Below are 21,577 nucleotides of genomic sequence, written 5' to 3'. Positions count from 1 at the left end.
AGGAGCTCAGCCGGCCTGCGCCTTCAGGGCCTCGCGCACCGCGCCCAACTGACGGCGCGACACCGTCAACCACTCGTTGACGACGGCAATCCGCACGGCCCAGCTCTCGTTGCCTTCGGCATCCAGGGCCGCGAAGTCGGTGCCCTGGGCTTCGCTCTCCAGCCCATGGCGATCCAGCTCGCGTACGGCGGCCTTGGCCACCAGCGCATTGCGGTGCACGCGCAAAAAGCGGCCCGCCAGGCGCTGCTCCCAATCGCCCAGAGTACCGTCCATCACATAGCGCTGCTGGGCGGTGCGCACGGTCAGATACTTGAGCTCGGCCTTCATATAGAGCACCTCGCTCAAGGGCACCCGCACCACACGGCCACGCTCGAAGATGCTCAGCACCTCGCCTTCCTGCGCCGGCTCGGCACTCTGTGCCGCTTCGCGTTCGCGCAGGCGCTGGGCCACACGCTGCAGGGTGGCCTGCAGGCGCTCCAGCCGCAAGGGCTTCGTCAGATAGTCCACGGCGTCCAACTCGAAGGCCTCCAGCGCATGCCGAGCATGGGCGGTCACAAACACCACCAGGGGTGCAGGCACGCCGCCGGATCGGTTGCGCAAACTGTCGGCCAGCATCAAGCCGTCTGGGCCGGGCATCTGGACATCCAGCAGCACCAGGTCACAGGCATGTTCACGCAGCCAGGCCTGGGCGGCCGAGGCGGTGCCCACATCCGCCATCACCTCGGCATGCGGGTCGCGGCACTCCTGCAACAGGGCCTTGAGCCGTGCACGGGCTAGCGGCTCGTCATCGACGATCAATACCTTCATCGGGGCTTGGGTCAGCATGGGGCAAGCAAGTTCAAAGGGGCAAGGTGATGCGCACGGTAAAGCGCTCAGGCTCAGGCTCCAGCTCGAAGCGGCAATCCAGGTCGTGCAGCAGATTCAATCGTTCGCGCACATTGTTCAGTGCCAGCCCGTGCCCACCGGCTGCAGCGGCACCCAGGCTGTTGCGCACCACCAGTTCCACCATGCCGCCCTGCCGGCGAGTGCGCACCAGCACTTCGCCCCCGCCCTCATTGGGCTCAACGCCATAGCGCACGGCGTTTTCCACCAGGGGCTGCAGCAGCAGGGGCGGCAGGCGGGCATGGTCGCAGGCCGGGTCCAGCTGCCACTGGAGCCGCAAGCGCTCACCAAAGCGCAATTGTTCAATGTCCAGATAGCGACGCGCCAGGCCAATCTCTTCGCCCACCGTGCTAACCCAATCGGGCGCACTGAGCGCGGCCTGGAAAAGCTCGCCCAGATCTTCGAGCACGCGCTCGGCCTGGCGGGGTTCCACCCGTACCAAGGCCACCGCCGTGTTCAGGGTGTTGAAAAGAAAGTGCGGGCGGATGCGCGACTGCAACTCCACCCAGCGCGCCTGCATGCCCTGCGGCGTCTGCGCCCGGGCACGCAGCAGGATCCACTGCAGCAAGAAGGCGGCTGCCGTGGCACCGGCCACTGCGATCACCACCCCGCGCCAGGGGCTGGCGGGCTGCTGATCCAGCATGGCTTGCATTTGCGCTCCCAGCCACCACGGCATCCAGGCACAAAAGGCACCCAGGCTGAGCAACGCCAGCCGCACCCGCAGCATGGGCCAGACGGCCAGTTGCAGCTTCAGCCCACAGACCACCAACAACCAGCCCAGCAAGGCCGGCACGCTGACGGCGCTGGCTTCCAAGAGCTGCTGCCACCAGCGCTCCGGACGGTCATATTGCAGCGCCAGCATCAGGGCCAGCACGCCCTGCACGCCCAACAAGGCCCGCAGCACCACGCCGGCATGGCAAAGCTCAAACACCGCGGGCAAAGGCGGCGCGGCGCTGTGCGAATTGGGAAGGCTGGATTCGGGAGCGGTCATGGAGGGCGTCCCTAAAATCCTAGTTCACTCTGAGTCCCCTGCCCGATGTCTTCCAACCCCCTGGCCAACAAGGCCCAAGCGTGGTCGGCGCTGTTTGCCGAGCCCATGAGCGAACTGGTTCAGCGCTACACCGCCAGCGTGGGATTCGATCAACGCCTATGGCAGGCCGACTTGCAAGGCAGCTTGGCGCACGCCGAGATGCTGCAGGCGCAGGGCCTGATCAGCGCCGAGGACTGGGCTGCGATCCAGCGCGGCATGGAAACCATTCGTCACGAAATCGAGTCCGGCCAGTTCGTCTGGAAGCTGGAGTTGGAAGACGTGCACCTCAATATCGAGGCCCGCCTCACCGAACTGGTTGGGCTGGCGGGCAAGCGCCTGCACACCGGCCGCAGCCGCAATGACCAAGTGGCGACGGATGTGCGCCTGTGGCTGCGCGGCGAGATCGACGGCCTGCTGCAGCTGCTGTCGCAGCTGCAGCGGGTGCTGGTGGAACGCGCCGAAGCCCATGTCGATGTGATCGGCCCGGGCTTCACCCATCTGCAAGTGGCCCAGCCGGTGAGCTTTGGTCACCACCTGCTGGCTTATGTGGAGATGTTTGCGCGCGACGCCGAACGTCTGGTGGATTGCCGCCGCCGCGCTAACCGCCTGCCCCTGGGCGCGGCCGCACTGGCGGGAACGCCCTACCCGCTGGACCGCGAGCGCGTGGCGCGCACCCTGGGCATGGAGGGCGTGTGCCAAAACAGCCTGGACGCCGTGAGCGACCGCGACTTCGCCATCGAGTTCACCCACGCGGCGGCGCTGGCCATGATGCACATCTCGCGCCTGTCGGAAGAGCTGGTGCTGTGGATGAGCCAGAGCTTCGCCTTCATCACCCTGCCCGACCGCTTCTGCACCGGCTCATCGATCATGCCGCAGAAGAAAAACCCCGATGTGCCCGAGCTGGCGCGCGGCAAGACGGGCCGCGTCTATGGCCATCTGATGGCCTTGCTGACCCTGATGAAGGGCCAGCCCCTGGCCTACAACAAGGACAACCAGGAAGACAAAGAGCCGCTGTTCGACACCGTGGACACCCTGCGCGACACCCTGCGCATCTTTGTCGAGATGCTGGCCGGGCTGCAGGCCAAGCCGCAGAGCCTGCGCGCGGCTGCGCTTAAGGGCCACGCCACCGCCACCGATCTGGCCGACTACCTGGTGCGCGAGAAGGGCATCCCGTTCCGCGATGCGCACGAGATCGTGGCCCATGCGGTGCGGGTGGCCAGCGAACAGGGGCTGGAGCTGGCGGGGTTGAGCCTCGAACAACTGCAGGGCATCGATGCGCGCATTGGCTCTGATGTCTTTGGACCACTCTCGCTCGAAGGTTCGGTGGCCAGCCGCAGGGGCTTGGGCGGCACCGCACCTGAACAGGTGCGCGCCCAGATCGCGCGCCATCGCGCCCGGCTTCAGGACGACAAACCGGATTGAGCGCCCCGCGCTGGATTGCCCACCTCGACATGGATGCGTTCTACGCATCTGTCGAGCTGCTGCGCTATCCGGAGCTCAAGGGCCAGCCGGTGGTGATAGGCGGACGCCGCGAACACCAGCCCCGCCCGGGCGCCGATGGCCGGCTGCAGTTCGCCCGCCTGCGTGACTACACCGGTCGTGGCGTGATCACCACCGCCACCTATGCGGCACGGGCTTACGGCGTGCGCTCGGGCCTGGGTCTGATGAAGGCCGCCGCCCTGGCGCCCGACTGTGTGCTGTTGCCGGTGGACTTCGAGGCCTACCGCGCGGCTTCCCGCGCCTTCAAGGCCGCTGTGCGCGAGATCGCACCGGTGATCGAAGACCGCGGCATCGACGAGATCTACATCGACCTGAGCGAGCTGGCCGCGCAGCGTGAAGGGGTGGCGCACGACCCACTGGGCGGTCTCAAACAGCTCGCACAAGACATCAAGAACAACGTGCGCGCCGCCACGCGCTTGAGCTGCTCGATCGGCCTGGCTCCCAACAAGCTGTTGGCCAAGATCGCCAGCGATCTGGACAAGCCCGACGGCCTGACCCTGATCCGCCCTGAAGACCTCACGCTGCGCATCTGGCCCCTGCCCGCCCGCGCCATCAATGGCGTGGGCCCCAAGGCCGCGCAGCGCCTGGAGGACCTGGGCGTGCAGACCATCGGCGAGTTGGCCGCCTGCGACCCCGCCTGGCTGGTGCAGCGCTTTGGCAAGGCCTATGGCCTGTGGCTGCACCAATCGGCCCACGGCCTGGATGAACGCCCGGTACAGACGCATAGCGAGGCGGTATCGATCAGCCACGAGACCACCTTCGAGCGCGATCTGCACGCGGTGCGGGACAAGGCCGAACTGGGCCGCATCCTCACCGCCCTGTGTGAGGCGCTGGCCCGTGACCTCGCACGCAAGGGCCTGGTGGCGCGGACCATCGGCATCAAGCTGCGCTTCGAGGGCTTCAAGACCGTGACACGGGACCAAACGCTGGCGCGCGGCGTGCAAGAGCTGGCCGAGATCCGCCATGCCGCAGGCCTATGCCTCAAACGGGTCGACCTCAGCCTGCGCCTTCGGCTGATGGGCGTGCGCGCAGCCGGGCTGGCCCCGGTGAGCTCTAGGGCCACTGGACCCAGCCCTGAACTGCGCGGCGCGGCCCCCAAACCCGTGACCGCCCCCCTGTTTGAGCCCACGAATCCGGGGTGAATGACGGCATCGCGCCGGGTGTGCTGACAAACTAGCGCCCCTGCACCCGCCCCATTCCTGCATTCATGCTGCTGCGCCTTGCCCTGCTGTTCGCGCTGCTGTGCTGGCACAGCCCGAGCCGCGCCGAGACCGCCGTCATCGCCACCTTGGAGTGGCCACCTTACATCGGCGCCACCCTGCCGCAAGAGGGGGGGAGCGCGGCCGTGGTGCGCGCCGCCTTCAAGGCCGTGGGCAGGGAGGTCCGCTTCGAGTACCTGCCCTGGGCCCGGGCCGTGGAAGACGGCAGCCACAGGAGCGGCTTGGCCGGCTACTTCCCGGCTTACCAGAGCGCCGAGCGCGATGCCAAGGGCCTGCGCTCAGCCCCAATCGGGGCCAGCCGGGTCGGCTTCGCGAGGCGTCCGGACCAGGCGCTGCGCTGGCGCCGGCTCGATGATTTGCGCGAGCTACGACTGGGCGTAGTGCGCGGCTTTGTGAACACCGCCGAATTCGATCAACGCATGAAGGACGGGCGGCTGAAGACCGAGGCGGCCGTCAGCGACGAGGTCAATCTGCGCAAACTGGTGTTTGGACGTGTGCAGGCCGCCGTGGTGGATCAGGCGGTGTTCAACGCCCTGATGCACAAGGAATTGGCGGCACACCGCCACGAGCTGGTCTTCGATGAAGCCCGGCTGCTGGAAGAGAAGCCGCTCTACGTCTACTTCCAGCGCAACGCCCAGGGTCAACGCTGGCGCGCACTGTTCAATCAGGGCCTGGCCAAGATTGAGATTCAGCGGGTGTTCGACGCGGCCCTTGCAGGCGCCTCCGAGTGATGAGGCGATCAAGGCCCTCAGGGCCCTTGATCGTCCACATCTGCCCCACCTCCCGGCTTGCAGGCCACTCGGAGTGATGAGGCAGCTGACCGTCCTCAGGACGGTCAGCTGTCCACATCTGCCCCACGTCGGCGCTTGCAGGCGCCTCCGAGTGATGAGGCGATCAAGGGCCCACAGGGCCCTTGATCGTCCACATCACTCCCATTCGATCGTCGCGGGCGGCTTGCTGCTGACGTCGTAGGTCACGCGGTTGATGCCGCGCACCTCGTTGATGATGCGGCCCGAGGTGCGCTTGAGCATGGCGTAGGGCAACTCCGCCCAGTCGGCCGTCATGAAGTCGCTGGTCTGCACGGCGCGCAGGGCCACCACGTAGTCATAGGTGCGGCCATCGCCCATCACGCCCACGCTCTTGACCGGCAGGAAGACCGTGAAGGCCTGGCTGGTCAGCTCGTACCAGCTCTTGCCCGTCGCCGGGTCGATGGTGTTGCGCAGCTCTTCGATGAAGATCGCGTCGGCGCGGCGCAGCAGGTCGGCATATTCCTTTTTCACCTCGCCCAGGATGCGCACACCCAGGCCCGGACCCGGGAAGGGGTGGCGATAGACCATGTCGTGCGGCAGGCCCAGGGCCACGCCCAGGGCGCGCACTTCGTCCTTGAACAGCTCGCGCAGCGGCTCCAGGAGCTTCAATCCCAGCTGCTCGGGCAGGCCGCCCACGTTGTGGTGGCTCTTGATGGTGGTGGCCTTCTTGGTCTTGGTCCCGCCGCTCTCCACCACATCGGGGTAGATGGTGCCCTGGGCCAGGAACGTCGCGCCTTTGACGGCGCGACTCCCGTTCTCGCCTTTGTGCCCCTCAGTGCCCGCCTTGAGCTTGGCAGCCTCGGCCTTGAAGACGTCCACGAACAAGCGGCCGATGATCTTGCGCTTCTGCTCGGGATCGGTCACGCCGGCCAGTTCGCCCAGGAAAAGTTCGCTGGCGTCCACGCGGATCACGCGGGCGTGCAGCTTGCCGGCGAACATCTCCATCACCGCATCGCCCTCGTTCAGGCGCAGCAAACCGTGATCGACAAAGACGCAGGTCAGCTGGTCGCCAATGGCGCGGTGAATCAACGCGGCGGCCACCGAAGAATCAACACCGCCAGACAGGCCCAGGATCACTTCCTCGTCGCCCACCTGCTCGCGGATCTTGGCCACGGCCTCGTCGATGTAGCCGCCCATCTGCCAATCGCCCTTGCAACCCGCGATGTCGCGCACAAAGCGACGCAGCAGGGCCTCGCCCTGCACGGTGTGGGTGACCTCCGGGTGGAACTGCACGGCGTAGAAGCGCCGCACCTCGTCGGCCATGCCGGCAATCGGGCAGCTCGGGGTGCTGGCCATCAGCTTGAAGCCCGGCGGCAGCGCGGTGACCTTGTCGCCATGGCTCATCCACACCTTGAGCATGCCGTGGCCCTCAGCCGTGGCGAAGTCCTCAATCCCAGAGAGCAGCTGGGTGTGGCCGTGCGCGCGTACCTCGGCGTAGCCAAATTCGCGTGTATCACTCCAGCTCACCGTGCCACCGAGCTGCACCGCCATGGTCTGCATGCCGTAGCAGATGCCCAGCACGGGCACGCCCTGGGCCCAGACCTGGGCCGGCGCGCGCAGCTCATGATCCTCGTAGGTGCTGGCATGGCTGCCGCTGAGGATGATGGCCTTGGGGTTGAACTCGCGAATGAACTCGTCGCTGACGTCGTTCGGGTGGATCTCGGAATACACCTGGGCCTCGCGCACGCGGCGCGCGATCAACTGGGTGACTTGGGAGCCGAAATCGAGGATCAGGACCTTGTCATGCATGGGAGTTCACCTGAGGAGCAGCTTGGGAATGGTGTTGGCGCTGGTAAGCCAGCGCAAAAAAGAGAGCCAGGGCCTGCAGCGCGGCGCACAGCAGGAAGGGCGCGCCAATGCGCCAGTCGCCACGCGGCAGATGGGCCACGAGGGTCAGGATGGAGGGGCCGATCAAGGTGCCCAGCACCACCATCAGGCTGTTCAGTGAGGCCACGGCCCCCATGGTGCTGCCTTGCCGGGTGGCATCCACGCTGTTGGAAATGATGCTCTGGATCGAGGCCGTGGCGGCGTAACCAAAGACGTTCATCACGATCAAGGCCACCAGCATCCAACCTTCGGGCACCAGGGCCCAACCCAGATAGGTCAGCGCGCTGGATGCCAGCGCCAGCACCACCAGACGCGGCGTGGCAAAGCGCTTGAGCATGCGCGGCAGCAGACCGCCCTGCACGATTACCGACATCAGACCGACCGCGAACAGCGACCAGCCGTTCTCACGCGGCCCCCAGCCGAACTTGAAGGAGGTGAACAGCACCCAGCTGGAATGCAGGATGAACTGCGCCAGCGAGGACAACGCGATCACCGCCACCAGCACACCCACGCCCTTGAGCTCGGTGAGCTTCTTGAGGCTGCTGACCGGATTGGCGCTGCGCCAGTCAAAGCGGCGCCGCTTGTCCAGCGGCAAGGACTCCGGCAACACGAAATAGCCATAGGCCAGATTCAAAAGCGCCATGCCACCGGCCACCCAGAACGGCAGCCGCAAATCGATGGCACCCAGCACCCCGCCCGTGGCCGGGCCCAGCACAAAGCCGATGCCAAAGGCCGCGCCCAGCAGGCCAAAACGCTTGGCCCGGTCGGCTGGCGGCGTGATGTCGGCCACATAGGCATTGGCCACCGAGATATTGGCCTGCATGGCCCCGCTGACCAGGCGCACCGCCACCAACATCCACAGCGCGGTGGCGCTGGCGGTGACGAAAAAGCTCAGCGCCAAGCCGGTGAAGCCCAAGAGCAGCACCGGGCGCCGACCATGCTGATCCGACAAGGCCCCGAGCACCGGCGAAGCCAAGAAGTTGGCCAGCCCAAAGGCGCCGGCCACCCAGAGGTAGGCCTGGGCATGCTCGGCCTGCGTCTGGCTGAAGCTGCCCGCAATCACCGGAAGCACCGGAATGATCAGGCCGATGCTGATCATGTCGATCAGCACCGTGGCAAAGATGAAGGCCATGCTGGCCTTGGAGTCACGCATCGATCCGCCCGGGCTGGAGAGAGTCAGAAACAACGAGGCGGGGCCAGCACCCCGCCTCATTCGCTCACTTCGGTCTTATTCGGCCCGGTAGTTCGGGGCCTCTTTGGTGATCTGCACATCGTGCACATGGGACTCGCGCATGCCCGCCGAGGTGATCTCGACGAACTCCGCCTTGTCCTGCATGTCCTTGATCGAGGCGCAGCCGCAGTAGTGCATCGAGGCCCGCAAGCCACCGGCCATCTGGAAGATCACCTGCACCACCGAGCCCTTGTAGGGCACCTGACCCTCGATACCCTCGGGCACCAGCTTGGAGGTGTTCGGGTTGTTGCCGCCCTCTTGGAAGTAGCGGTCGGCGCTGCCCTTCGCCATCGCACCCAGGGAGCCCATGCCACGGTAGCTCTTGTACGAGCGGCCCTGGTAGAGGATCAGGTCGCCCGGGGCTTCCTCGGTGCCCGCGAAGGCGCCGCCCATCATCACGCAGTCGGCGCCCGCTGCGATGGCTTTGGCCAGGTCGCCCGAGAAGCGCACGCCGCCATCGGCGATCACCGGCACGCCGGAACCGCGCAGCGCGCTGGCGACGTTATCAATCGCGGTGATCTGCGGCACGCCCACGCCGGCCACGATGCGGGTGGTGCAGATGGAACCCGGGCCGATGCCGACCTTCACGCCATCAGCGCCGGCATCCGCCAAAGCCTTAGCTGCCGCGGCGGTGGCGATGTTGCCGCCGATTACATCCACCTGCGGGTACTGGTTCTTGACCCAGCGCACCTTGTCCAGCACGCCGGCGCTGTGGCCGTGCGCGGTGTCCACGATCAGCACATCCACACCGGCCTTGACCAGGCGTTCGACGCGCTCTTCGGTGTCATCGCCAAAGCCCACGGCCGCGCCAACGCGCAGCTTGCCCATGGCATCGCGGGCGGCGTTGGGGAAGCTGGTCTGCTTGGTGATGTCTTTCACCGTGATCAGGCCGCGCAGATCAAAGCTGTCGTTCACGACCACCAGGCGCTCCAGGCGGTGCTTTTGCAGCAGCGCCTTGGCGTCGGCCAGCGACACCCCCTCGGGCACGGTGACCAGGCGCTCGGCCGGGGTCATGATCTCGCGCACCGCCACGTCCATGCGGGTCTCGAAGCGCAGGTCGCGGCCGGTGACGATACCGACCACCTTCTTGCCCTCGACAACCGGGAAACCGCTGACACCATGCTGCTGGCTCAGAGCCAGCACCTCGTGCACCTTCAGATCGGGGCCGATGGTGATGGGGTCGCGCAGCACACCGCTCTCGTAGCGCTTGACCCGCGCCACCTCGGCCGCCTGAGCCGCTGCCGGCAGGTTCTTGTGCACGATGCCGATGCCGCCCTCCTGGGCGATGGCAATGGCCAGCCTGGCCTCGGTGACGGTATCCATCGCCGCCGAAACAATCGGCAGGTTGATACGGATCCGCCGGGTCAGCTGGGTCGAAAGATCGGTGTCGCGCGGCAACACCTGAGAGAACGCGGGGACCAACAACACATCGTCGAAGGTCAGTGCTTTGCCGAGAAGGCGCATGGGGAAGGCTCCAGACGCAAAGCGGGATTATAGAAAGCCCTAATGGAGTCCCATTCACGCAGGGACTTCCGGGTTCTGCGGCCTACACTGATCGCACTGAATCCCCGCTTCCGACCATCATGGCTGTACATCGCATCTTCTGTCTGCTGGGTCTGACCCTGTTGCTGGCCACCACGGCCCAGGCCCAGGGCCAGTGGAAGTGGCGCGACGCCCAGGGCAATGTGCAGTACAGCGACCGGCCGCCGCCGCAGGGCACGCCCGAGAAGGACATCCTGGCGCGCCCGGCCAATGCCCGCAAACCCGTTCAGTTGGTGCCCTTCGGTCAGCCCCAGGCCTCGGCCCCGGCCGCCAGTGCCCCGGCCAACGCCGCCAGCGCGGCCGCAGCCAGGCGCCAGGCCGAGGAAGCCGCACGCCGCACCAAGGAAGTGGACGAGAAGAACAAGGCCATCGAGGCCCAGAACGCCGCCACGCGCGCCGAAAACTGCAAGCAGGCGCGCCAACAGCTGGCGACCTTGGAGTCCGGCGTGCGCTTGGCCCATGTGGATGAGAAGGGCGAGCGCGGTGTCATGGACGATGCCGCCCGTGCAGCGGCCATCGCTCGCGCCAAAACGGTCATTGCCAGCGAGTGCCGCTAGGGCCTGTTCACACTAATGGAGGCCAGCGCGTTGCCACCCAGAAAGGGCGCCAACGCGGCGCGAAGGGATGCTGGGGCTCATTGCCCCAGCGAGCTTCGCAACAAAGTGGGCGCCCTTTTCTGGTGGCAACCCGGAGGGAAAGGGTCTGGCCGGCCGCCATCCGTCGTTGCCCGGCTCGCCCAGGCGGCCAGCCTGGGCAGCGCCGCGCGCCTAGGTTGCCAGCCGGCCAGACCCTTTCGCGTGGCCTCGCTTAGTGTGAACAGGCCCTAGTTCAAGGTTTGCGCTGAGGGCGATGCCGCGAGGCGCGCGGCCGCCCCTGAACGGCCAGGCGCCGCCGCCTGGCCTCCATCGGGTCCACGGTCAGGCCGCGATAGACCTCCACCCGATCGCCATGGGTCAGAGCATCCTCGAGTTCCACTTTGTGTCCCCAGACGCCGACCCGCTCCCACAGCAAGTCGGCCGGCAGCGCGGCCAGTGCGTCCCGCACCAAACTGCCAGGCGGCAGGCTGAGTACCTGCAACTCCAGCCGCTGCGCGGCAGGGCTCCAGCAGAGTTCAATCTGCAGCATCTCAGCGCCGGCCATAGACCGCCTCGGCGCGCTCGACAAAGCGATCCACCAGGGTGCCGGCCACCTTGTCAAAAACAGGGCTCAGCACAGTCTCCAACCCGCCACGCGCAAAGGCATAGCTGAGTTCGAACTCCACCTTGCAGGCATTTACCTCGCCGGGCGCCGCACCCGGGCGGGCCAAAGGCTTGAACACCCAGTCACCATCCAGATGCGTGAAGGGGCCATCCACCAACTCCACCCGCACGCGCTGACCGTCATGATGGACATTGCGCGTCGTGAAGCTGGAGCGCACGCCGGCGAAGGCCAACTCCAGGCGGGCGGTCACGCCATCCTCGCGGCGCTCCAAGACCTCGGCGCGTTCGCACCAGGGCAGGAACTCGGGGTAGCGCTCAATGCCGGTGACGAGCTCGTACATCTCGCGCGGGCTGTACCAAAGCAGAACGGACTTTTTGACGGGTTTCATAGAATGGGCGCCATTCTAGAAACGCCCTGAGCCCGGGGCGTTTTGCTTTTGAGTCTGTCCAATGAGCATCGTTGAAAACCGCCGCGCCCGATTTGAATACCACCTCGAAGAGGAGTACGAGGCCGGCATGGTGCTCGAAGGCTGGGAGGTCAAAGCCATCCGCGCGGGCCAGGTCCAACTGACCGGCTCCTATGTGGTGGTGAAAGACGGCGAACTGTTCCTGATCGGCTGCCAGATCAACCCGCTGGGCAGCGCCAGCACCCATGTGCGCCCGGAGGCTCAGCGCACCAAGAAGCTGCTGCTCGCCAAGCAGGAGATCCGTCGACTGATCGGCAAGACCGAGCAGAAGGGCTACACCTTGGTACCCTTGGACCTGCACTTCAAGGGCGGCCGGGTGAAATGCCAGTTCGCCCTGGGCAAGGGCAAGGCCCTGCACGACAAGCGCGAGACCGAGAAGAAGCGGGATTGGGAGCGGGAAAAAGGGCAATTGATGAGACACAAAGTCTCATCAAAGGGCTGAGTTAGCCTGCCAACGAAGACACGAGCGGAGCGAGTTGCCCTTTTCGCCGCAGGCAAAAAGGGCAATTGATGAGACACAAAGTCTCATCAAAGGGCTGAGTTAGCCTGCTAACGAAGGCACGAGCGGAGCGAGTTGCGCTTTTCGCCGCAGGCAAAAGGGCCAGCTGATGAGGCACAAGGTCTCATCAAAGAGCTGAGTGAGCAGGCCTGCCCTGCCCTGCCCTGCCCTTTACCCTCTCACACCGACTCCAGCGCCTGCTCCAGGTCGGCGATCAAGACCTCCGGCTCTTCCAGGCCAATGGCCAATCGCAACACCGTGCCACTATTTCGGTGCAGGCTGCGAATGTGCGCTAGTTCATAGGGCACGGCCAATGAGACCGGACCACCCCAGCTCCAAGCCAGCTTGAAAACTTTGAGCGCGTCAGCCATGGCTTCGACACGCGCCCGGTTCCATTCGGGCTGAAAACGCAAGGTCAGCAAGCCGGCCGCCGCCGTGCAGTGGCGGGCCCAGTATTCATGACCGGGCGAGCCCGGCAGGGCCGGATGGAGCACTTGAGCCACGGCAGTCTGCGTTTGCGCCCATGCGGCCACACGTCGCGCGGCGGCATCTTGAGCGGCGTAGCGCAGCGGCAGCGTGGCCAGACCGCGCAACACCAACTCCACATCATTGGCCCCCACACCCAGGCCACTGCGGCCATGAGCGGCGGCGAGCTGCTCGTACAGGCCACGATCTCGCACGCCCACCGAGCCCATCAACACATCGCCGCCGCCGCTGGGGTATTTGGTCAGCGCATGGATCGTCAGGTCCACCCCCAGCTCAAAAGGGGCAAAGGCAAGGCCTGCACCCCAGGTGTGGTCCAGCGCGATCAAGGCCTGCGGTGCGTTGGCACGCACGGCGGCGATGAGACCAGTGAGGTCCGGGAACTCCAGCGTCACCGATCCCGCAGCCTCCAGCCAGACCAGGCGCGTGGCAGGGCTGAGCTTGGCGGCCAGATCGGCCGGATCGAGCGGGTCGTAGATTGCGTGCGTGATGCCCCAGTTCGCCAATTCGTGGCGCGCCGCATTGCGGCTGGGGCCGTAAACGTTGTCGGGCAGCAGCAGCTGATCGCCGCACTTCAGGAAGGCCTGATTGACCAGATTCAGCGCCGCCAGCCCGCTGGGAGCCAACAGCACATGATTCGCCCCTTCAAGGCTGGCCAGCCGGGCCTCCAGCGCGAAGGTGGTGGGCGTGCCATGCAGCCCATAGGTATAGGCATCGCGATCGGCCCAGCGCACGCGCTGCAACTCGGCCACATCCTTGAAGAAGATCGAGCTGGCCTTGTGTACCGCTTGCACCGGTGCGGCAAAGCCCGCCGGCGGCTGATAAGGGTGATGGATCAGTTCAGCCGCAGTCTTGCGATCGCTCATGGCCTCAGATCGGTTGGGCGATCAAGTCGTGGCCCTCGGCCGCCACCACCCGCGCGCGGGTGAATTCGCCCACCTTCAGGGTCTTGCTGGCCTTCTCGGGCGGCAGCAGTCGCACGGTGCCATCGATCTCGGGCGCATCGGCATACGAGCGCCCCACCCCACCCTTGCGGCCCAAGGCCGGAGCGCTATCCACCAGCACTTGCAAGGTCTGGCCGACGCGGCGCTGCAGACGCTCAACCGACACGCCTTCAGCCACCGCCATGAAGCGCGCACGGCGCTCCTCACGCAGCGCGTCGGGCAATTGATCCGGCAACTGATTGGCACTGGCGCCCTCTACGGGCGAATAAGCAAAACAGCCCGCGCGGTCGATGCCGGCCTCGCGCACGAAGTTCAAAAGGTGCTCGAACTCCTCTTCCGTCTCGCCGGGGAAGCCGGCAATGAAGGTCGAGCGCACCACCAGATCGGGGCAAGCTTCGCGCCAGCGCAGCAGACGCTCCAGATTCTTCTCGCCACTGGCCGGGCGCTTCATGCGCTTGAGCATGTCCGGGTGCGAGTGCTGGAACGGCACGTCCAGATACGGCAGCACCAGGCCTTCGTTCATCAGGGGCAGCAACTCATCCACATGCGGGTAGGGATAGACGTAGTGCAGACGCACCCAAGCGCCATAGGGCTTGGCCAATTCGCCCAGCTCGCGCACCAGGTCGAGCATGCGGGTCTTGACCGGGCGGCCGTCGAAGAAACCGGTCCGATACTTGACGTCCACGCCATAGGCCGAAGTGTCCTGGCTGACGACCAACAACTCCTTCAAGCCCCCTTCGAACAAGGCCTTGGCCTCCTTCAGTACATCGCCCACCGGGCGGCTGACCAGGTCGCCACGCATGCTCGGGATGATGCAAAAGCTGCAGCGATGGTTGCAGCCCTCGCTGATCTTCAGATAGGCGTAGTGCTTGGGCGTGAGCTTGATGCCGGCGGCCGGCACCAGATCCATGAAGGGATCGTGCGGCTTGGGCAGATGGAGGTGCACCGCATCCATCACCTCCTGGGTGGCGTGCGGACCGGTCACGGCCAGCACCTTGGGGTGGATCTGCTGCACCAGATTGGCCCCGTCAGCCGCCTGCTTGGCCCCCAGACAGCCGGTGACGATGACCTTGCCGTTCTCAGCCAGGGCTTCTCCAATGGTGTCCAGGCTTTCCTTGACCGCATCGTCGATAAAGCCGCAGGTGTTGACGATCACCAGGTCCGCGCCGGCGAAGGTCTTGCTGGTTTCATACCCTTCAGCACTCAGCTGCGTCAGGATCAGTTCGCTATCGGTCAAGGCCTTCGGGCAGCCGAGCGAAACGAAGCCCACCTTGGGCGTGGTCGCGGCATTCACAACGTCAGTCATCACTTGTTCTTTCCAAATCCAGGCATGCCAGGGAACAAGGCTCCCTTGGCCATCTGTTCCTGCATCTGCACGAACAGGTTCTTGCTTTGCTCCATGTAGGAACCCACCAGGCCTTGCATCATGGGCGCCTGGCCCTGCATGAACTGGCCCCAGAGCTCCGGCGTCAGGCCGACGCCACCGCTGTGTTCGGTGAAACGCGCCTGCATCTCGGTAAAGGTCTGCAGGTTCTTGGCCAAGTAGTCCTGCAGCACCCCCTGCATAGCCTGACCGTAAAAGCGAATGATCTGCTCCAGCATGGGCGTGGAGAACATCGGCACCCCGGCCGTCTCCTCCTCCAGGATGATCTGCAACAGGATGGCGCGGGTCAGGTCCTCGCCGGTCTTGTTGTCACGCACCTCAAAACTCTGACCGGCCAGCACCATGGCCTTGACGTCGTGCAAGGTCACATAAGCGCTGGTCTGCGTGTCATAGAGCCGGCGATTCGGGTATTTCTTGAGGATGCGCGGACCGGCCGGGCCGTCGCCCCGCGGCGCAGCCTCGTCAGATGCGGCAGCGCGGCGCCGAGTGACCATGGGATTTCCTAGCAGATGAATAGGGCGCGATTTTAGGGACTGCCTGAGGGCGCCCCCCCGGGGAGGGCCGTGGGCAGCACGTAGGATGCCAGCCATTTTTTCCGCTCGGCCCTGAGGCCCTGCCGCTTCGACCTCATGAAATCCCCCACGCCCCTGAACCTAGAGCGCTCGCGCCTGGCCTTTGTTCCCGAGACACGCTTCGGTTTGTGGTTCCTCTCCACCGCCACTTGGCGGGTCCATGTGTTGGCGCGCGCGCTCAATGACCTGCAAGGGCTGGCACCCGATTTGCCCCAAGGGGGCGTGGTCCTTGACCTGGGAACCGGACGGGGGCATTCGCTGCTGGAATTGGCGGCCCGCTTCAAACCCACGTTGATTCATGCGGCCGACCCCGACCCCGACTTCGAAAAGCGCAGCGCGGCCAATGCGCGCGCCTGCCCGGTACCCCTGCAGCTGCACAACGCGCACGCCGAACGCCTGCCCTTGCCGGACGCCTCGGTGGACCTGATCCTGTGTCACCAAACCCTGCATCACATCGTGGATCAGGAGGCCGCGCTGGCCGAGATGATGCGCGTGCTCAAGCCGGGTGGCCATCTGATGTTGGCCGAGAGCTGCCGGGCCTATATCCACAGTTGGGTGATCCGCTATTTATTCGCCCACCCCATGGACGTGCAGCGCACAGCCCCCGAATACCTGCAGATGCTGCGAGCCGCCGGCTTTGAGGTGCGCCCGGAGCGCGTGAGCACGCCCTATCTGTGGTGGAGCCGCAGCGACCTTGGGGCCTTCGAATTTTTTGGCCGCAAAGTTCCCGAACCCGGTCAACGCGAAGAAACGCTGGTGAACGCCGTGGTGCGCAAGCCGCTGTAAGCAGCTGCGCCGCTCCTTCGCCCTGGCCAAGGAGCGGCGCACCCAGGAGGGCCTCAGTCGGCGCTCAAGATCACCTTGACGCTGGCATCCACCGCAGACTTCTCGATATAGCCAATCGCATCCGGATTGCCCGCCACGAACTTCTTCACATCGGCGCTGGACGCCAAGCGATTGGGCGGCGTGGCCTTGCCGGAAAACGTCAAGCGCGACCAGGCCGCCTTCACCTGGGCCGTGGTCTTGCCGGCCACTTTGGAATAAAACTGCTCATAGACCGGACTGGCCTCGGGCTGATCCACCAGCGCCGCCGCGGCTCCTGAAGGCAAGGCATTGCTCTTGCCCAGGAAGAGCGCACTGACCTGGTCCGCCGTCATATTCCCTGTCGGACTCTTGGCCCCGACCACCACGACCACCTGGGCCTGGACCGCAAAGGCCGAAAGGGCCAATCCAAGCGAGGCCAGGATGCGCACCAATTTTGTTGCGTTCATGAGTGCCTCCTTAGAAGACGAAATCAACGGTCAGGCTGAGCACCGTGGCGCCGCTGAAGCCGGGCTTGACGTTCACGAAAAGGCCATTGCCACCCTGTGGGCGAATGCGTTCCAACTGAGCCTTCACCGCCGTGTTTCGATAGGCATCCCAGCGCACGCCCACGGCACTGGTCTTTTGGGCGACATTCTGACCGGCCAGGACCCCGTTGACCCCGAGGCGCAGCGCCTCCAAGCTCGGCACATTGGTGACGGGCAACGTGTTCTTCACATGGGGGCTGTCCAGCTTGAGCTCTGAGGCGACCACATAAGGGGTGAAGTTGCCCACCCGATATCCCGCCGAGGCATACCAACCCGTGGTGTTGGAGATATAGGTTTCTGTGCGGCGCCATGTGTATTCAGCGCTCAAGATCCAGTTGTCCTGGTCGTAGCTCAGTCCCACGCCTGAAAATGTTCCCAGTTTGCCTTTGGCACTGATTTGGTCAGCGACCGAGGCGGCCTGCGGCACTTGCGCGCTGGCGGTACGAAGCCCTGCAACCAACGCATCGAGGCTGCCGAAATGCACCGTCAGGTCCGATTCCAGATGACCCAATCGGATCGTGAGCCCGTTGTCGTACTCCGCCGTCAGATTGAAACCAAAGCTGTCATCACCATCCAGCTTGATCTGGCGAAAGGTCGTGCGCATACGGCCCGCAAAGGCCTGAGCGGTCACATTGGCGCCGAGCATCTGAGTGCGATAGGTGATATCGGCGCCCTCAAAGTTACTCAGTGAAACTTGGCCGTAAACATCCAGCGGCGGGCGCACCCAGAGGTTGGAATAGCCCACATCGCGGAAGTCCGACACCGCAAAGGCCGGCAGGCCCATGCGCCCCACCCGCAACGCCCAGTTCGGTGAGAACTGCGCCTTGAAGTAAGCCCACTCCGCATTGGGCTCCCAATTGCCCTTGCCGTTGTATTTGGTCAGCAACTGGGCCGTGGCAGAGAACATCGGATTGAACTTGGCCGTCAGTTGGAGGCCAAGTTTGGTGTCGACACTTCCCTCCACCGAATCGTCAGCGCCACTCAACTGACCCGGCATCGCATATTCGGCCCGGTCATTATTGGTTTTGGCCAATCCGGCTGTGCCGAACCCGGAAAAGCTGAACATGCTCGACTCCGCCAAGGCGGGCCCAGCCGCTGCCAAGCTGGCAGCCAATGCAATCAAATGGCGCTTTGTCACGGCGAATCTCCATTTCAGTGAGGGAATCACCGCAATACGGCCTGCATTGCGGCTCCAGCCCGATCCTGCCTTGGTGACCCAGACTTTGGGAGAACGCCGTTGCCCTCCGACCACGATCAGCGTGCAAACCCCAAGCAAAAAGCCCGTGAATCTTGCGATTCACGGGCTTTGCGAATTGGTAGGCGCGATTGGACTCGAACCAACGACCCCCACCATGTCAAGGTGGTGCTCTAACCAGCTGAGCTACGCGCCTGGGGTCTCTCTTGCGTCGCGAACTGAATTTCTTCAGCCCCTCACCACAAGAGCCCGCGACTATACACGAGATTTTTTGATTTCGTCAACGCCTACGCGCGGCGCGCACGCCAGGCACCTGCGCCACGCTGCGCAGCGCCTCGCGCAATGCCTCAGCACTGCCCACTTCGATGGTGAAGGCCATCCACTGCGTGTCTGGGCGGCTGCCGCGCTGGCTTTGGGTCTTGGCCTCACTGACGCGCAGCTTCAGCTTGGAAAACACTTCGAGCACATCGCGCAGCACCCCGGGGCGATCCTCTGCCTCGACGCTCAGGTCCACCGGGTACTGCCGCCCCTGGGTGTTGCCCCAGGTCACGTCGATCTCGCGCTCGGGCGCGCGGCTCAGGCTGTCGCGCAGATTGCTGCAATCGGCGCGGTGAATGGCCACGCCCTTGCCGCGCGTGACGAAGCCGCGAATGGCATCGGGCGGCGCCGGGCGGCAGCAGCGCGCCAAACTGGTGAGCAGGGAGTCCACCCCCACCACCAGCACGCCACCCCGCTTGGTCTCGGGGCTGGCGGGCCGCACATGTTGGCGCGCTGCCATCTCGTCGTCGCTGGGCTGCTGCTCCGCTTCGGCTGGGCGCAGCAGTTGTTCGATGGGCTTGAGCGAAAACTCATCCTTGCCCACCACCTCGAACAATTGCTCAGCGCTCTTGAAGCCCAAGCGCGCGGCCAACTCATCATGTTTGATGGCCGTACGCCCCTCGCGCGCCAGCAGCTTTTCCACCAACTCGCGGCCGCGCGCCACGGTCTCTTCCGAGGCCAGGGCGTTGAACCAGGCGCGCACCTTGGCACGCGATCGCGCCGAGGCCAAAAAGCCCAGCTCGGCGTTGAGCCAATCCAACGATGGGCCGCGCTCCTTACCGCCCATGACCTCCACGGTCTGACCGCTCTGCAAAGGCGTATTGAGGGGCACCAGTTGGCCATCGACCTTGGCGCCACGGATTCGGTGACCCAACTCGGTGTGGAGCTGGTAGGCAAAGTCGATGGGCGTGGCACCGGCGCACAGCTCCACCACCGCCGCCTGCGGCGTGAAGACGAAGATGCGCGCTTCCTCACCTGCTTGCTCGGCCGAGCCCTGACTCTCAACCAGGTCGCGTTCCCATGCCAGCAGCTGGCGCAGCACGGCCTTGCGTGCCTCGCGCACGCTGGCCTCCTGCTCGCCGGCCACCGCCTGGCCACCGTAGCCTTTGGCGCCCGCCTCCTTGTAGGCCCAGTGCGCAGCCACCCCATGCTCTGCGTGCTCGTGCATGGCACGGGTACGAATCTGGACCTCCATGGTCTGGCCATCACTACCGCGCAGCACGGTGTGCAGGCTTTGATACCCATTGGCCTTGGGGCGCGCGATGTAGTCATCGAACTCACCCTCGACCGGCAGGTACACCTCGTGCAGGCGCGCCAGCACCGCGTAACACTCGTCCGCGCTGTCCACGATGACACGCAAAGCGCGCAGGTCGAACACCCGGTCCAGCGTGAGGCCCTTGCCCTGCATCTTTTTCCAGATGCTGTAGAGGTGTTTGGGCCGACCCTGCACCTCGCCGGTCACGCCCAGGCGCTGCAGTTCGGCCATCAACTGCGAACGCGCCTGGTGCACGCGCAGTTCGCGCTCCAGGCGCTTTTCGTGCAGCGCGCGCGCCAAGGCGTGATAGCGCTCGGGCTCCAGAAAGCGGAAGGCCAGGTCTTCCAATTCCCACTTGATCTGCCAAATGCCCAGCCGGTTGGCCAGGGGCGCAAAGACCTGGCGCGCCTCCAGGGCCACATCCACGCGGCAGGGTTGCTTGACCAAGGCGTACCAACGCAGGGTCTGTAAGCGCGAGGCCAGGCGCAGCAGCACCACGCGCAAGTCTTTGCTGAAGGCCAACAGCATCTTGCGCACCCGCTCCAGCTGCTGCTGTGCGGCCTCGGCCTCCAGTTGCGCAGCACGCGCAGCGCGCTGGATGCGCACCAGCTTGCGGGTGTGCTCCACCAACTCGGCATAGCCAGCCCCAAAGGCCTTGGCGGTCACCTCGATGGGATCACTCAGGTGTTCGCTGGCGTACACCAGATAGGCCGCAGCCTGGATGCCCGGCGAGGCCCCGATGCCGGCCAGGATGGCGGCCACCCCATCGGCATGGCTGAGTTGGTCCTCGCCCGTATCCAACAAGCGCCCCGCCAGCAGAGGTTCGGCAAAGGCGCGCGCTCGGTTCAGGACATCCAGGACAGGGGCGGCGCGTTGGGGTTCAGCCCCGGGCAAACGCTTGGGCAGGTCCTGCGCGGCGGGTTCGTCGTGCAGCAGCGCGACGATGGCGGCGCGTTGCGGGTCGGCAGGGGCAGTCTTCACGGTTGACGCAGAAACTCGATCACGGGGTCTTGTTGTTCGGCTCGATCCAACATCGGGGCGTGGCCCACCTCGGGGAGTGTGAGCAACTGGGCCTGGGCCCCGGTCTGGATCATGCGGGCCGCTGTTTCGGCACTGAGCAAATCACTCTGCGCACCGCGCAGCACCAACACCGGCTGGCTCAGCGCCGCCCATGCCGCCCACAGCTGCGCTTCGCCGGCTGCCGCCAACTCGGGCGTCAGCGCGCGAAAAGCCTGACCGATGGCCGGGTCGTAGTGCAGACGCACCCCTTGCTCGCTAGCCCGGAACATCGGTCGCGACAACGCCAGCCATTCGGCTTCACTGAAAGTCCCAAAGCCCTGAGAGATGCTGCGCAATTGCGCGGCGCCCTCTTCCACCGAGTCAAAAACCATCGCCTGGCCCAGATAGGCGCCAATGCGCTGCAAGGCCTGCCACTCCAGGCTCGGGCCGACGTCGTTGAGCACCAGGCGCCGCACCGGGCTGCCGGGCAAGGCGGCCAGCCCCAGGCCGATCAGGCCGCCCATTGAGGTACCCACCCAATCCACCTGCTCCACATCCAGGCGTGCCACCAGGCTCACCATGTCCGCCACGTACTGCGGGATGCCGTAGTGCAGCGGGTTGGCCAGCCAGCCGGAATCGCCACGCCCCACGACATCCGGGCAAATCACGCGAAACTCGGGTGCCAGCCGGCGCGCCAGTGCATCGAAATCGCAGGATTGGCGGGTGAGACCGTGCACACAGACCACGACCCTGGGGTTGTCCGCCGCCCCCCACTCCCGGTAGGCGATGCGGTGCAGCCCACCGGGGCTCAGGGCCTGGAGGTGGTGCAGGCGCGGTGATGTCATTGGCTATCCTCGGGTTCTTTCAAAGAT

The 21,577-nt window shown here is 65.4% G+C and carries 20 protein-coding genes and 1 tRNA gene; 6 read left to right on the top strand and 15 right to left on the bottom strand.

Annotated features, from left to right (window positions below; genetic code table 11):
- Window positions 1–6: 6 nt before the first annotated feature.
- Both FF090_RS08100 and FF090_RS08095 read right to left on the bottom strand, forming a co-directional pair.
- The gene (locus tag FF090_RS08100; protein ID WP_138856240.1) at window positions 7–825 is read right to left on the bottom strand and encodes a LytR/AlgR family response regulator transcription factor; all 819 of its coding nucleotides are present in this window, start codon (window positions 823–825) and stop codon (window positions 7–9) included.
- 13 nt (window positions 826–838) lie between these two features.
- Entirely contained in the window at window positions 839–1,873 is a 1,035-nt protein-coding gene (locus FF090_RS08095) for a sensor histidine kinase (protein ID WP_221305019.1), read from the bottom strand.
- 45 nt (window positions 1,874–1,918) lie between these two features.
- Between FF090_RS08095 and argH the strand changes: the two genes are divergently transcribed.
- The 3 genes from argH (at window position 1,919) to FF090_RS08080 (ending at window position 5,363) form a co-directional block, all read left to right on the top strand.
- Complete coding sequence (argH, locus tag FF090_RS08090; RefSeq protein WP_138856239.1) at window positions 1,919–3,334, top strand: argininosuccinate lyase; 1,416 nt, start codon at window positions 1,919–1,921, stop codon at window positions 3,332–3,334.
- Window positions 3,331–4,554 (top strand): DNA polymerase IV, encoded by a 1,224-nt coding sequence (gene dinB, locus FF090_RS08085; RefSeq protein ID WP_217503028.1) that lies wholly within the window; start codon window positions 3,331–3,333, stop codon window positions 4,552–4,554. Before argH ends, dinB begins: the two co-directional genes overlap by 4 nt.
- Window positions 4,555–4,619: 65 nt before the next feature.
- On the top strand, window positions 4,620–5,363 hold the full coding sequence (locus FF090_RS08080; protein ID WP_138856238.1) for a substrate-binding periplasmic protein: 744 nt from the start codon (window positions 4,620–4,622) through the stop codon (window positions 5,361–5,363).
- 195 nt (window positions 5,364–5,558) lie between these two features.
- Here FF090_RS08080 and guaA read toward each other — a convergent pair whose 3' ends face one another.
- From guaA to guaB, 3 genes are all read right to left on the bottom strand, one after another.
- Window positions 5,559–7,190, bottom strand: coding sequence for a glutamine-hydrolyzing GMP synthase (gene guaA, locus FF090_RS08075; protein ID WP_138856237.1), 1,632 nt, complete (start codon window positions 7,188–7,190; stop codon window positions 5,559–5,561).
- Window positions 7,183–8,421 (bottom strand): MFS transporter, encoded by a 1,239-nt coding sequence (locus FF090_RS08070; protein WP_246071546.1) that lies wholly within the window; start codon window positions 8,419–8,421, stop codon window positions 7,183–7,185. The genes guaA and FF090_RS08070 overlap by 8 nt, the downstream gene beginning before the upstream one ends.
- Window positions 8,422–8,496: 75 nt before the next feature.
- Window positions 8,497–9,963, bottom strand: a complete 1,467-nt coding sequence (gene guaB / locus FF090_RS08065) for an IMP dehydrogenase (RefSeq protein ID WP_138856236.1) — start codon at window positions 9,961–9,963, stop codon at window positions 8,497–8,499.
- Between the two features lie 119 nt (window positions 9,964–10,082).
- Between guaB and FF090_RS08060 the strand changes: the two genes are divergently transcribed.
- Window positions 10,083–10,598 (top strand): DUF4124 domain-containing protein, encoded by a 516-nt coding sequence (locus FF090_RS08060; protein WP_138856235.1) that lies wholly within the window; start codon window positions 10,083–10,085, stop codon window positions 10,596–10,598.
- A gap of 271 nt (window positions 10,599–10,869) precedes the next feature.
- On the opposite strand, the gene FF090_RS08055 is transcribed toward FF090_RS08060, so the two are convergent.
- Both FF090_RS08055 and FF090_RS08050 read right to left on the bottom strand, forming a co-directional pair.
- Window positions 10,870–11,166: an RnfH family protein gene (locus FF090_RS08055; RefSeq protein WP_246071545.1), complete on the bottom strand. Its 297-nt coding sequence runs from the start codon at window positions 11,164–11,166 to the stop codon at window positions 10,870–10,872.
- Window position 11,167: 1 nt separating this feature from the next.
- Complete coding sequence (locus tag FF090_RS08050) at window positions 11,168–11,629, bottom strand: type II toxin-antitoxin system RatA family toxin (RefSeq protein ID WP_138856233.1); 462 nt, start codon at window positions 11,627–11,629, stop codon at window positions 11,168–11,170.
- A 61-nt stretch (window positions 11,630–11,690) separates the two neighbouring features.
- On the opposite strand from FF090_RS08050, the gene smpB reads away from it, so the two are divergent.
- Entirely contained in the window at window positions 11,691–12,149 is a 459-nt protein-coding gene (gene smpB, locus FF090_RS08045; protein ID WP_138856232.1) for an SsrA-binding protein SmpB, read from the top strand.
- 236 nt (window positions 12,150–12,385) lie between these two features.
- Here the strand turns inward: smpB and FF090_RS08040 are convergent, their stop codons facing one another.
- Genes FF090_RS08040 through phaR form a run of 3 tightly spaced genes read right to left on the bottom strand, consistent with a single transcriptional unit; the run spans window position 12,386 to window position 15,511 of the window.
- Window positions 12,386–13,555, bottom strand: a complete 1,170-nt coding sequence (locus tag FF090_RS08040; protein WP_138856231.1) for a PLP-dependent transferase — start codon at window positions 13,553–13,555, stop codon at window positions 12,386–12,388.
- Between the two features lie 4 nt (window positions 13,556–13,559).
- A complete protein-coding gene (rimO, locus tag FF090_RS08035; RefSeq protein ID WP_138856230.1) occupies window positions 13,560–14,939 on the bottom strand; it encodes a 30S ribosomal protein S12 methylthiotransferase RimO in 1,380 nt (459 codons plus the stop codon).
- Window positions 14,939–15,511 carry a polyhydroxyalkanoate synthesis repressor PhaR gene (gene phaR / locus FF090_RS08030; RefSeq protein WP_138856229.1) on the bottom strand — a complete coding sequence of 191 codons (573 nt, stop codon included), beginning with the start codon at window positions 15,509–15,511 and terminating at the stop codon, window positions 14,939–14,941. The genes rimO and phaR overlap by 1 nt, the downstream gene beginning before the upstream one ends.
- Window positions 15,512–15,646: 135 nt before the next feature.
- Here phaR and FF090_RS08025 point away from each other — a divergent pair, with 135 nt between their 5' ends.
- Complete coding sequence (locus tag FF090_RS08025) at window positions 15,647–16,375, top strand: class I SAM-dependent methyltransferase (protein WP_138856228.1); 729 nt, start codon at window positions 15,647–15,649, stop codon at window positions 16,373–16,375.
- Window positions 16,376–16,428: 53 nt separating this feature from the next.
- Here FF090_RS08025 and FF090_RS08020 read toward each other — a convergent pair whose 3' ends face one another.
- The 5 genes from FF090_RS08020 to FF090_RS08000 form a co-directional block, all read right to left on the bottom strand.
- Entirely contained in the window at window positions 16,429–16,860 is a 432-nt protein-coding gene (locus FF090_RS08020; RefSeq protein WP_138856227.1) for a type 2 periplasmic-binding domain-containing protein, read from the bottom strand.
- A 10-nt stretch (window positions 16,861–16,870) separates the two neighbouring features.
- On the bottom strand, window positions 16,871–18,076 hold the full coding sequence (locus FF090_RS08015; RefSeq protein WP_510604444.1) for a porin: 1,206 nt from the start codon (window positions 18,074–18,076) through the stop codon (window positions 16,871–16,873).
- A gap of 176 nt (window positions 18,077–18,252) precedes the next feature.
- Window positions 18,253–18,329 (bottom strand) — tRNA-Val (locus FF090_RS08010).
- 84 nt (window positions 18,330–18,413) lie between these two features.
- Complete coding sequence (locus FF090_RS08005; RefSeq protein ID WP_138856225.1) at window positions 18,414–20,687, bottom strand: RelA/SpoT family protein; 2,274 nt, start codon at window positions 20,685–20,687, stop codon at window positions 18,414–18,416.
- A complete protein-coding gene (locus FF090_RS08000; RefSeq protein ID WP_138856224.1) occupies window positions 20,684–21,550 on the bottom strand; it encodes an alpha/beta fold hydrolase in 867 nt (288 codons plus the stop codon). Before FF090_RS08000 ends, FF090_RS08005 begins: the two co-directional genes overlap by 4 nt.
- Between the last annotated feature and the right edge of the window lie 27 nt (window positions 21,551–21,577).

The sequence above is a fragment of the Inhella inkyongensis genome, from assembly GCF_005952805.1.
Lineage (GTDB): Bacteria > Pseudomonadota > Gammaproteobacteria > Burkholderiales > Burkholderiaceae_C > Inhella > Inhella inkyongensis.
Note: the sequence above shows the minus strand (reverse complement) of the source record. Positions and strands in the feature narration are given on the sequence as shown.